The sequence below is a fragment of the Bradyrhizobium sp. CCGUVB23 genome (assembly GCF_024199885.1).
In the GTDB taxonomy this organism is placed as follows: domain Bacteria; phylum Pseudomonadota; class Alphaproteobacteria; order Rhizobiales; family Xanthobacteraceae; genus Bradyrhizobium.
In genome coordinates this window covers 84,713-98,261 of record NZ_JANADQ010000003.1, presented here as the reverse complement: position 1 = coordinate 98,261, position 13,549 = coordinate 84,713, and the positions used below count along the sequence as shown (strand labels likewise).

Below are 13,549 nucleotides of genomic sequence, written 5' to 3'. Positions count from 1 at the left end.
AGTCCGGCAGGTGCGCACTCACATGCGCGCGCAACGCGCCGGCCAGCGCGCCGCCATCCGGCCCGTTCGAAGCTGCTTCAGGCGCACACACCACATAGCCGACAAGGTGTTTATCGCCGCTGCGGTCCTCGCGCGCCACCACCACCGCCTCGCGCACCAAGGCATGCTCGCAAAGCCGCGCCGCGATCTCACCCGGCTCGATCCGGAAGCCGCGGATCTTCACCTGCTCGTCGTTGCGGCCCAAGAACTCCAGATTGCCGTCCGGCAGATAGCGCGCCAGATCCCCGGTCTTGTACAGCCGGTCGCCTGCCACAAAGGGGCTGGCGATGAACCGCTCCGCCGTCAGCTCCGGCCGGTTCAGATAGCCGCGCGCAACGCCGGCCCCGCCAATGTAAAGCTCTCCCACCGCCCCGAACGGAACAGGCGCGCCATGACCGTCCAGAAGATACACCTGCGTGTTCGCGATTGGACGGCCAATCGTCTCAACGACAGCCTCTCCCCTCGGCATGCAAATCCAGGTCGAGTACGTCGTTGTCTCGGAAGGTGCGTACAGATTACAAAGCTTCTCGATCCGACTGCTCTCGAAGATCTTCTCGATCAGACCTGCCTTCAGCCGCTCACCCGCCAGATTGATGATGCTTGCCGAAGCCGGCACTGCGTTCTTGTCGAGCAGAGCGGCGAGCGCCGAAGGCACTGTGTTGATCAGCGTGACATCCAATGACGTTTGCGCCAGCGCCAGCGCATTGTCGACAACATACAGGGTGCCGCCTTGCGACAGCGGAACGAAGCACTCATAGACCGACAGGTCAAAACTGATCGAGGTGGAGAACAGCATGCGGCTGATCTCTGATTCCGCAAACACGGCACTGCTCCACTGCAGCAGGTTCACGGTGCTCGCATGCTCGACCATGACGCCCTTGGGGGTGCCTGATGATCCCGAGGTGTAGATCACATAGGCGAGGTGGCGTGAGCTCAGGCCGAGCGCGCGCGGGTCCGGATCGGAGGCCGGCAGGTTCGCCCAGGCCGGCGTTGCCGTGTCGAGGTCCACCACCGTCCTATCGAGCAGCGCCTCGCAGCCCAGCGCGGCACGGCCGGCCGCATCGGCCAGCACCAGCGGCGGCGCCGCATCGTCGAGCACCTGGCGCAGCCGCGCCGACGGATAGGCCGGATCCAGCGGCAGATACGCGCCCCCCGCCTTGAGGATCGCCAAAAGCCCCACCACCATCGCCGGACTGCGCGCAAGGCAGATCGCCACCGGCTGATCCGGCCTCACCCCGAGCCCGGTCAGATGATGCGCCAGACGGTTGGCCCGCGCATTGAGCTCGCCATAGCTCACGCGCTCCTCCGCACAGACCACCGCCACCGCCTCCGGCGCCCTGGCTACCTGCGCCTCGAACAGCTCGTGGATGCACGCCTCCGACGGATACGCCGCCGCCGTCCGGTTCAGCTCCTCCAGCAGATACGCCCGCTCAGCGGCCGGCAGGATGTCCAGCTCCCGCACCGGCGTGTTCGGCGCCCGCTCCAGCGCCTCCGCCAGCTGCTCGAGCGTCCGCTGCATGTAGCCGCAGACCCGATCCGCTGAGACGCCTTCCGCCACCTGCGCCGTCACCCCGAGCGCCTCGCCAAAGTCCTCCACCGACAAGGTCAGCGGATAGTTGGTGCGCTCCTCCCCGCCCAGCCATTCCACGCCGGATAGCCCATCGTCGGCGCCGGCGCCGGAGATTGCCGCCGGCATGTTGTGGCGGTAGTTCAACAGCGAACTGAACAGCGGCGCCGGCGCCGCAACGCCGCTGCAGCGTTGCGCCAAGGCCAGCGAGGCATGTTCATGCGCCAGCAGCTCGGAAAGCCGGGCGTGCGTGGTCCGCACGCTCGCCTCGACCCCGCTTCCGTCCAGGTCAAGCCGCAGCGGCAGGGTGTTGATGAACAGCCCCATGGTGCGGTCGCCACCGGCGCCGCCATGCATGCGGCCGAACAGCACCGTGCCGAACACCACCTGCTCGCGGCCGCTGCTGCGCGCCACCACCTGGCCCCAGGCCAGATGGCACAGGCTCGCCAGGCTCACCCCAAGCCGCCGTGCCTGCACCCGCAGCCGCGCGTTGAGCGCCTGCGGCAGCATCCGCTGCGCCTCACGGGCCCCGCTGCCGTCGCCGTGGACCTCGCGCAAGCCAAACGGCGTGCTCGGCTCGTCGATGTCGGCCAGCATCGTCCGGAAGAACTCTTCGTGCGCCTTTGCATCAACGCCCAGCCGTGCCGCCGCCACCAGGTTGCGGAACGGCTGTGGTGCGCTCAGCTCATGCTCTCGTCCCTCCAGCACGGCCCGGACCTCGGCATGCATCACCTCCAGCGTCGTGTGATCCCCGATCAAATGGTGCTGCAGCTGCAGCAGCAGCCAGCGCGCGCCGCCCGCCTCGCGCGCGATCACAAACCGCAACAGCGGCGCCCGGCCAAGCTCGATACGCTGCCGGCGCGGATCAAACCTCAGCCGGAGCTCATCGGGGCCGGGACCATCACAGCCAGCCAGCGCGACCTCACTCACCCCCAGTGGCGCATTGCGCCACACCACCTGGGCCGGGCGCGACAGGCCTTCCCAGACAAACGACGTCCTCAGGATATCGTGCCGGTCCACCACCCGCTGAACCGCACCAAGATAGCGCTCCAATAGCCCACGGTCGGCGAACGCCATCTGACTGACCAGCAGGTACGGATCGCCCTGGCCGGCCAACAGATGATGGAACAGGATGCCGTCCTGCAGCGGCGACAAGCCATAAATGTCCTGGATGTTGCCGGCCCCACCCGGCACCGTGGCGACGATCCGGTCGATCTCGCCCTGCGTAAGCTCGATCAGCGGCAGCATCTCTGGCGTGATCGCCGTACTCTGCTCGCTGATCAGGTTGGCCGGGACCGCCACCTCCTGATGGCTGCCAAGGCTCGCCGCCAGATCCGCCAGCACCGGCTTGGCGAACAGGGTGCGCACCTCGACCCCAAGCGACAGCCGCCGCAGCCGCTCCATCAGTTGCACCGCCAGCAGCGAGTGGCCGCCCAGTTCGAAGAAGTGGTCGTGCCGACCGACCCGCTCTAGCCCCAGAAGCTCCGCCCAGAGCGTTGCCAGCGCGGTCTCGATCTCGCCTTGCGGCGGCTCGTAGCTCCGCCGCGCATACGCCTCATCCTCCGGTGCCGGCAGCGCCGGCGGTCCAGCTTGCCGTTCGGCGTCAAGGGCAGTGCCGCAACCCGCACAAACGCACTCGGCACCATGTAGTCCGGCAGGTGCGCACTCACATGCGCGCGCAACGCGCCGGCCAGCGCGCCGCCATCCGGCCCGTTCGAAGCTGCTTCAGGCGCACACACCACATAGCCGACAAGGTGTTTATCGCCGCTGCGGTCCTCGCGCGCCACCACCACCGCCTCGCGCACCAAGGCATGCTCGCAAAGCCGCGCCGCGATCTCACCCGGCTCGATCCGGAAGCCGCGGATCTTCACCTGCTCGTCGTTGCGGCCCAAGAACTCCAGATTGCCGTCCGGCAGATAGCGCGCCAGATCCCCGGTCTTGTACAGCCGGTCGCCTGCCACAAAGGGGCTGGCGATGAACCGCGCCGCCGTCAGCTCCGGCCGGTTCAGATAGCCGCGCGCAACGCCGGCCCCGCCGATGTAAAGCTCTCCCACCGCCCCGAACGGAACAGGCGCGCCATGACCGTCCAGAAGATACACCCGCGTGTTCGCGATCGGACGCCCAATCGGGACAATGTCTCCATCAAATCCAGCTGGGCAACTCCAAACCGTCGCGCAGACTGTTGCTTCGGTAGGTCCATAAGCGTTGACAATGGATGCGGGCGCCAGACTTCGGATGAGCTCAGCCTTTGGCAGCTCTCCGGCAAGAATGAGAACTTGCGAGGCCAAACATTCCAGATTTTTGCTTCCCTGAAGCAATGCGGGAGGTAACGTCGCATGGGTGATGGCTTCGTTTCGCAGGTAATCCGACAGCTTGTTACTCGCTTGACGGAGCTCATCCGCAGGCAAATGCAATGCGGCTCCTGCGCCGAATGCCATAACGAGCTCCCAGGCGCTTGCATCAAAACCGAACGAGGCGAACTGCACTACTCGGCTATTTGAACAAACGCCAAAAAGTCCGATCTGAGCCAACCCGAGATTGGCCAAGCCCCGATGCTCGACCATGACGCCCTTGGGGGTGCCTGATGATCCCGAGGTGTAGATCACATAGGCGAGGTGGCGTGAGCTCAGGCCGAGCGCGCGCGGGTCCGGATCGGAGGCCGGCAGGTTCGCCCAGGCCGGCGTTGCCGTGTCGAGGTCCACCACCGTCCTATCGAGCAGCGCCTCGCAGCCCAGCGCGGCACGGCCGGCCGCATCGGCCAGCACCAGCGGCGGCGCCGCATCGTCGAGCACCTGGCGCAGCCGCGCCGACGGATAGGCCGGATCCAGCGGCAGATACGCGCCCCCGCCTTCAGGATCGCCAAAAGCCCCACCACCATCGCCGGACTGCGCGCAAGGCAGATCGCCACCGGCTGATCCGGCCTCACCCCGAGCCCGGTCAGATGATGCGCCAGACGGTTGGCCCGCGCATTGAGCTCGCCATAGCTCACGCGCTCCTCCGCACAGACCACCGCCACCGCCTCCGGCGCCCTGGCTACCTGCGCCTCGAACAGCTCGTGGATGCACGCCTCCGACGGATACGCCGCCGCCGTCCGGTTCAGCTCCTCCAGCAGATACGCCCGCTCAGCGGCCGGCAGGATGTCCAGCTCCCGCACCGGCGTGTTCGGCGCCCGCTCCAGCGCCTCCGCCAGCTGCTCGAGCGTCCGCTGCATGTAGCCGCAGACCCGATCCGCTGAGACGCCTTCCGCCACCTGCGCCGTCAGCCCGAGCGCCTCGCCAAAGTCCTCCACCGACAAGGTCAGCGGATAGTTGGTGCGCTCCTCCCCGCCCAGCCATTCCACGCCGGATAGCCCATCGTCCGCTCCGGCGCCGGAGATTGCCGCCGGCATGTTGTGGCGGTAGTTCAACAGCGAACTGAACAGCGGCGCCGGCGCCGCAACGCCGCTGCAGCGTTGCGCCAAGGCCAGCGAGGCATGTTCATGCGCCAGCAGCTCGGAAAGCCGGGCGTGCGTGGTCCGCACGCTCGCCTCGACCCCGCTTCCGTCCAGGTCAAGCCGCAGCGGCAGGGTGTTGATGAACAGCCCCATGGTGCGGTCGCCACCGGCGCCGCCATGCATGCGGCCGAACAGCACCGTGCCGAACACCACCTGCTCGCGGCCGCTGCTGCGCGCCACCACCTGGCCCCAGGCCAGATGGCACAGGCTCGCCAGGCTCACCCCAAGCCGCCGTGCCTGCACCCGCAGCCGCGCGTTGAGCGCCTGCGGCAGCATCCGCTGCGCCTCACGGGCCCCGCTGCCGTCGCCGTGGACCTCGCGCAAGCCAAACGGCGTGCTCGGCTCGTCGATGTCGGCCAGCATCGTCCGGAAGAACTCTTCGTGCGCCTTTGCATCAACGCCCAGCCGTGCCGCCGCCACCAGGTTGCGGAACGGCTGTGGTGCGCTCAGCTCATGCTCTCGTCCCTCCAGCACGGCCCGGACCTCGGCATGCATCACCTCCAGCGTCGTGTGATCCCCGATCAAATGGTGCTGCAGCTGCAGCAGCAGCCAGCGCGCGCCGCCCGCCTCGCGCGCGATCACAAACCGCAACAGCGGCGCCCGGCCAAGCTCGATACGCTGCCGGCGCGGATCAAACCTCAGCCGGAGCTCATCGGGGCCGGGACCATCACAGCCAGCCAGCGCGACCTCACTCACCCCCAGTGGCGCATTGCGCCACACCACCTGGGCCGGGCGCGACAGGCCTTCCCAGACAAACGACGTCCTCAGGATATCGTGCCGGTCCACCACCCGCTGAACCGCACCAAGATAGCGCTCCAATAGCCCACGGTCGGCGAACGCCATCTGACTGACCAGCAGGTACGGATCGCCCTGGCCGGCCAACAGATGATGGAACAGGATGCCGTCCTGCAGCGGCGACAAGCCATAAATGTCCTGGATGTTGCCGGCCCCACCCGGCACCGTGGCGACGATCCGGTCGATCTCGCCCTGCGTAAGCTCGATCAGCGGCAGCATCTCTGGCGTGATCGCCGTACTCTGCTCGCTGATCAGGTTGGCCGGGACCGCCACCTCCTGATGGCTGCCAAGGCTCGCCGCCAGATCCGCCAGCACCGGCTTGGCGAACAGGGTGCGCACCTCGACCCCAAGCGACAGCCGCCGCAGCCGCTCCATCAGTTGCACCGCCAGCAGCGAGTGGCCGCCCAGTTCGAAGAAGTGGTCGTGCCGACCGACCCGCTCTAGCCCCAGAAGCTCCGCCCAGAGCGTTGCCAGCGCGGTCTCGATCTCGCCTTGCGGCGGCTCGTAGCTCCGCCGCGCATACGCCTCATCCTCCGGTGCCGGCAGCGCCTGGCGGTCCAGCTTGCCGTTCGGCGTCAAGGGCAGTGCCGCAACCCGCACAAACGCACTCGGCACCATGTAGTCCGGCAGGTGCGCACTCACATGCGCGCGCAACGCGCCGGCCAGCGCGCCGCCATCCGGCCCGTTCGAAGCTGCTTCAGGCGCACACACCACATAGCCGACAAGGTGTTTATCGCCGCTGCGGTCCTCGCGCGCCACCACCACCGCCTCGCGCACCAAGGCATGCTCGCAAAGCCGCGCCGCGATCTCACCCGGCTCGATCCGGAAGCCGCGGATCTTCACCTGCTCGTCGTTGCGGCCCAAGAACTCCAGATTGCCGTCCGGCAGATAGCGCGCCAGATCCCCGGTCTTGTACAGCCGGTCGCCTGCCACAAAGGGGCTGGCGATGAACCGCTCCGCCGTCAGCTCCGGCCGGTTCAGATAGCCGCGCGCAACGCCGGCCCCGCCGATGTAAAGCTCTCCCACCGCCCCGAACGGAACAGGCGCGCCATGACCGTCCAGAAGATACACCTGCGTGTTCGCGATTGGACGGCCAATCGTCTCAACGACAGCCTCTCCCCTCGGCATGCAAATCCAGGTCGAGTACGTCGTTGTCTCGGAAGGTGCGTACAGATTACAAAGCTTCTCGATCCGACTGCTCTCGAAGATCTTCTCGATCAGACCTGCCTTCAGCCGCTCACCCGCCAGATTGATGATGCTTGCCGAAGCCGGCACTGCGTTCTTGTCGAGCAGAGCGGCGAGCGCCGAAGGCACTGTGTTGATCAGCGTGACATCCAATGACGTTTGCGCCAGCGCCAGCGCATTGTCGACAACATACAGGGTGCCGCCTTGCGACAGCGGAACGAAGCACTCATAGACCGACAGGTCAAAACTGATCGAGGTGGAGAACAGCATGCGGCTGATCTCTGATTCCGCAAACACGGCACTGCTCCACTGCAGCAGGTTCACGGTGCTCGCATGCTCGACCATGACGCCCTTGGGGGTGCCTGATGATCCCGAGGTGTAGATCACATAGGCGAGGTGGCGTGAGCTCAGGCCGAGCGCGCGCGGGTCCGGATCGGAGGCCGGCAGGTTCGCCCAGGCCGGCGTTGCCGTGTCGAGGTCCACCACCGTCCTATCGAGCAGCGCCTCGCAGCCCAGCGCGGCACGGCCGGCCGCATCGGCCAGCACCAGCGGCGGCGCCGCGTCGTCGAGCACCTGGCGCAGCCGCGCCGACGGATAGGCCGGATCCAGCGGCAGATACGCGCCCCCGCCTTCAGGATCGCCAAAAGCCCCACCACCATCGCCGGACTGCGCGCAAGGCAGATCGCCACCGGCTGATCCGGCCTCACCCCGAGCCCGGTCAGATGATGCGCCAGACGGTTGGCCCGCGCATTGAGCTCGCCATAGCTCACGCGCTCCTCTGCACAGACCACCGCCACCGCCTCCGGCGCCCTGGCTACCTGCGCCTCGAACAGCTCGTGGATGCACTTGTCCGACGGATACGCCGCCGCCGTCCGGTTCAGCTCCTCCAGCAGATACGCCCGCTCAGCGGCCGGCAGCAGCCCAATCCGGCTCACCGGCTGCTCTGCATCGGCAACCATCGCCCGCAGCAGCGCCAGCAGATAACCGCACTGCCGCGCAATGCTCGCTTGATCGAACAGCGCGGTCGCATAGCCCAGCATTCCGGCGATGACCTCGCCATGCTCGCTTAAGTTCAGCTCCAGATCAAACTTGACCTGATCGTACCCATTCCCCACCATCTCCACCATCAGCCCGGGAAGATCGAAGGATCCACCGGCGTTGTTCCCCAGGCCAGCATCACCTGGAACACCGGCGTGTGATCAAGACGCCGGGGCGGCTGCACAATCTCCACCACCTGCTCAAACGGCAGGTCCTGATGCTCCTGCGCCGCCAAGGCCGTGCGCCGCGTCCGCTCCAACAGCTCCGCCACGCTCGGCTCGCCCGACAGGTCGAGGCGAAGTGCCAGGGTGTTGACGAAGAAGCCAATCAGCTCTTCGATCTCACGGCGACCGCGATTGGCAGTCGGCACCCCGATCACGATGTCGTCCTGCCCCGATAGACGCGACAGCACCGCCGCCCACGCCGCCAACACCGTCGTGAACAAGGTCGTGCCATGCTGCCGGCTCAGCCGCCTCAAGCCCCGCGTCAGATCTGCATCGATCACGACAGGCACACTGGCTCCGGCAAAGGACTGTTGCGCCGGCCGCGGCCGGTCCGTTGGCAACGCCAGGCGCGCCGGCGCGCCAGACAGGGTGTTGCGCCAATACTGCGCCTGGTTCGAGAGCCGCTCGCCCGAGAGCCACTGCCGCTGCCAGGCGGCATAGTCCGGATACTGGATCGCAAGCGGCGGCAGCGGATCGTCTTGTCCGGCCTCAAACGCCCGGTACAGCTGACTGAGTTCACGCGCCAACACGCCCAGCGACCAGCCATCCGAGACAATGTGATGCTGGGTCAGCAGGAAGACGTGCTCCTCGTCCGACAGCCGGATCAGCCGGCCGCGGATCAGCGGGCCGCGCGCCAGAGCGAACGGCGTGCGCGCCTCTTCCTGGCACAAATCCAAAAGCGCCTCGTCTGCATCCGGCATACCCTGCAGATCGTGCTCTATGACCGGCAGCCCCGCATCCGGCGGCAGAACCTCAACCGAGGGCTTGCCCTCCGAGGCGACAAAGATGCTGCGCAGCGCCTCATGACGCGCCAACACACGGTCAAGGCTGCGCTGCCAGGCGCTGCGGTCGAGCACGCCGCGCAGCCGCCACGCCAACGGCATGTGATAGGTCGTGCTGGTCTCATCCAGCTGCGCCAAAAACCACAGCCGCTGCTGCGCAAACGACAGCACCAGGGGCGCTTCGCGCGACCCGCCGACCATCGCCGGCAGGTGTTGCGGACCGGAGCGGCTCAACTCCTCCACGATGCTCACCGCCAGATCGGCTAGCACCGGTTTGGCAAACAACGTCCTCAGCGGCAGCTCTACACCCAGCGCCTGCGACAGCCGGCTCAACAGCCGCACCGCCAGCAGCGAGTGGCCGCCCAGTTCGAAGAAGTGGTCGTGCCGCCCGACCCGCTCTAGCCCCAGAAGCTCCGCCCAGAGCGTTGCCAGCGCGGTCTCGATCTCGCCTTGCGGCGGCTCGTAGCTCCGCCGCGCATACGCCTCATCCTCCGGTGCCGGCAGCGCCTGGCGGTCCAGCTTGCCGTTCGGCGTCAAGGGCAGTGCCGCAACCCGCACAAACGCACTCGGCACCATGTAGTCCGGCAGGTGCGCACTCACATGCGCGCGCAACGCGCCGGCCAGCGCGCCGCCATCCGGCCCGTTCGAAGCTGCTTCAGGCGCACACACCACATAGCCGACAAGGTGTTTATCGCCGCTGCGGTCCTCGCGCGCCACCACCACCGCCTCGCGCACCAAGGCATGCTCGCAAAGCCGCGCCGCGATCTCACCCGGCTCGATCCGGAAGCCGCGGATCTTCACCTGCTCGTCGTTGCGGCCCAAGAACTCCAGATTGCCGTCCGGCAGATAGCGCGCCAGATCCCCGGTCTTGTACAGCCGGTCGCCTGCCACAAAGGGGCTGGCGATGAACCGCTCCGCCGTCAGCTCCGGCCGGTTCAGATAGCCGCGCGCAACGCCGGCCCCGCCGATGTAAAGCTCTCCCACCGCCCCGAACGGAACAGGCGCGCCATGACCGTCCAGAAGATACACCTGCGTGTTCGCGATCGGACGCCCAATGGGAGGCAATTGCGGCCAGCATGATGGATCAGCCGCGAGACGGTGCTCCGTGATTGCGTGGGTTTCCGTGGGCCCATACTGATTTATCAATCTCGCCCTCGGGTGATTTTCGAAGAACGACCTGAGCTCGGGGTGGCTCGCAATTGCTCACCCGCTGTATAGACTTCCTTCAAAGAGGGCAGCAGCGCCCTCGAGCGCACCCGACTTCCGCAAAATGATTCAAGGCTACGAATGGGAGGAAAAGCCGCTCGATCCCTTCTCTCCACACAAAGTCCGGCAACTCGGAGAAGTCGGCACGGGTCTCTTCCCGCACGAGCACGAGTAGCCCGCCGTCCCTCCAGCAACTGAACAATTCCTGGAACGAGACGTCGAAGTTCAAAGTCGTAAACTGAAGTGTACGTCGTTTTGGTGCACCAAGCTCCGGCGAGGACCAAAGCAAATTCATAAGCGACCCATGGGGCATTTCGACGCCCTTGGGGGTGCCTGATGATCCCGAGGTGTAGATCACATAGGCGAGGTGGCGTGAGCTCAGGCCGAGCGCGCGCGGGTCCGGATCGGAGGCCGGCAGGTTCGCCCAGGCCGGCGTTGCCGTGTCGAGGTCCACCACCGTCCTATCGAGCAGCGCCTCGCAGCCCAGCGCGGCACGGCCGGCCGCATCGGCCAGCACCAGCGGCGGCGCCGCGTCGTCGAGCACCTGGCGCAGCCGCGCCGACGGATAGGCCGGGTCCAGCGGCAGATACGCCCCGCCCGCCTTCAGGATCGCCAAAAGCCCCACCACCATCGCCACGCTGCGCGCAAGGCAGATCGCCACCGGCTGATCCGGCCTCACCCCGAGCCCGGTCAGATGATGCGCCAGACGGTTGGCCCGCGCATTGAGCTCGCCATAGCTCACGCGCTCCTCCGCACAGACCACCGCCACCGCCTCCGGCGCCCTGGCTACCTGCGCCTCGAACAGCTCGTGGATGCACTTGTCCGACGGATACGCCGCCGCCGTCCGGTTCAGCTCCTCCAGCAGATACGCCCGCTCAGCGGCCGGCAGGATGTCCAGCTCGCGCACCGGCGTGTTCGGCGCCCGCTCCAGCGCCTCCGCCAGCTGCTCGAGCGTCCGCTGCATGTAGCCGCAGACCCGATCCGCTGAGACGCCTTCCGCCACCTGCGCCGTCACCCCGAGCGCCTCGCCAAAGTCCTCCACCGACAAGGTCAGCGGATAGTTGGTGCGCTCCTCCCCGCCCAGCCATTCCACGCCGGATAGCCCATCGTCGGCGCCGGCGCCGGAGCATTGCCGCCGGCATGTTGTGGCGGTAGTTCAACAGCGAACTGAACAGCGGCGCCGGCGCCGCAACGCCGCTGCAGCGTTGCGCCAAGGCCAGCGAGGCATGTTCATGCGCCAGCAGCTCGGAAAGCCGGGCGTGCGTGGTCCGCACGCTCGCCTCGACCCCGCTTCCGTCCAGGTCAAGCCGCAGCGGCAGGGTGTTGATGAACAGCCCCATGGTGCGGTCGCCACCGGCGCCGCCATGCATGCGGCCGAACAGCACCGTGCCGAACACCACCTGCTCGCGGCCGCTGCTGCGCGCCACCACCTGGCCCCAGGCCAGATGGCACAGGCTCGCCAGGCTCACCCCAAGCCGCCGTGCCTGCACCCGCAGCCGCGCGTTGAGCGCCTGCGGCAGCATCCGCTGCGCCTCACGGGCCCCGCTGCCGTCGCCGTGGACCTCGCGCAAGCCAAACGGCGTGCTCGGCTCGTCGATGTCGGCCAGCATCGTCCGGAAGAACTCTTCGTGCGCCTTTGCATCAACGCCCAGCCGTGCCGCCGCCACCAGGTTGCGGAACGGCTGTGGTGCGCTCAGCTCATGCTCTCGTCCCTCCAGCACGGCCCGGACCTCGGCATGCATCACCTCCAGCGTCGTGTGATCCCCGATCAAATGGTGCTGCAGCTGCAGCAGCAGCCAGCGCGCGCCGCCCGCCTCGCGCGCGATCACAAACCGCAACAGCGGCGCCCGGCCAAGCTCGATACGCTGCCGGCGCGGATCAAACCTCAGCCGGAGCTCATCGGGGCCGGGACCATCACAGCCAGCCAGCGCGACCTCGCTCACCCCCAGTGGCGCATTGCGCCACACCACCTGGGCCGGGCGCGACAGGCCTTCCCAGACAAACGACGTCCTCAGGATATCGTGCCGGTCCACCACCCGCTGAACCGCACCAAGATAGCGCTCCAATAGCCCACGGTCGGCGAACGCCATCTGACTGACCAGCAGGTACGGATCGCCCTGGCCGGCCAACAGATGATGGAACAGGATGCCGTCCTGCAGCGGCGACAAGCCATAAATGTCCTGGATGTTGCCGGCCCCACCCGGCACCGTGGCGACGATCCGGTCGATCTCGCCCTGCGTAAGCTCGATCAGCGGCAGCATCTCTGGCGTGATCGCCGTACTCTGCTCGCTGATCAGGTTGGCCGGGACCGCCACCTCCTGATGGCTGCCAAGGCTCGCCGCCAGATCCGCCAGCACCGGCTTGGCGAACAGGGTGCGCACCTCGACCCCAAGCGACAGCCGCCGCAGCCGCTCCATCAGTTGCACCGCCAGCAGCGAGTCGCCGCCCAGTTCGAAGAAGTGGTCGTGCCGCCCGACCCGCTCTAGCCCCAGAAGCTCCGCCCAGAGCGTTGCCAGCTCGGTCTCGATCTCGACACATGTATCGCGATGTTCGTAGTCCGCCCCCATGGACGAAACCTCCACGTATGCCACTTGCGTGGCAAACCACTGCTTTCAACTGTTCCGCGACTGACCGGCTATCTCCACAAAATCCGCTCAGGACTCATAGGATCTGCAACAATTGGCGATCTATCTGGTCCCCTGTGACGCGCCTGAGCGTTTGGCCACCGCGTCTGAACACGGAAGGAGAGGAAGCGCGATCAAGGATTTGAGCGACCTCGCGACAGCCGGGAGCACGACGGGCGCGGCAGCATCAGCATGACGCTGATTTGGATCAATCGAACAAATTTCATCTGAACTCTTGGCCGGGGGCTAGAGACCGTCATGGTCGTGACGGATCCCCGCGTCTTAGGCAATCGGCGTGCCAAAGACGTTCTGCGAACTCCTCCAAAAAACGATGCACTTCTCGCCGCGCTGGCGGAATACTGCCGTCTTACGTCGGGCAAGGGACATTCACGTCTTGAGCCGGACACAGCTCAACACAACAACACGGACCGTCAACGCGACGATCACCCCTCACGCTGAAGTTGAATGTCTCAAGGATGATGTACCAAGGGACTTCATGCCCCCCGATGAGCGGATCATTGTCATGCGATTCTGGAGACAGGACACCGCCCCATCATAGGCTGTGGTGGCGAGGTGCATTTCTTTCCATTTTCTAG

Annotated in this window: 4 pseudogenes; all 4 read right to left on the bottom strand. The window is 66.7% G+C overall.

Annotated elements, in window-relative coordinates:
- Position 1 precedes the first annotated feature (1 nt).
- Positions 2 to 3,085, bottom strand: a pseudogene (locus NLN62_RS53885) (amino acid adenylation domain-containing protein); the annotation flags it as partial.
- Positions 3,076 to 3,384 (bottom strand): annotated as a pseudogene (locus tag NLN62_RS51565) (hypothetical protein); the annotation flags it as partial. The pseudogenes NLN62_RS51565 and NLN62_RS53885, both read right to left, overlap by 10 nt.
- Before the next feature lie 69 nt (positions 3,385 to 3,453).
- A pseudogene (locus NLN62_RS53880) lies at positions 3,454 to 4,595 on the bottom strand (amino acid adenylation domain-containing protein); the annotation flags it as partial.
- A gap of 48 nt (positions 4,596 to 4,643) precedes the next feature.
- A pseudogene (locus NLN62_RS53875) lies at positions 4,644 to 12,860 on the bottom strand (amino acid adenylation domain-containing protein); the annotation flags it as partial.
- Positions 12,861 to 13,549: the final 689 nt, after the last annotated feature.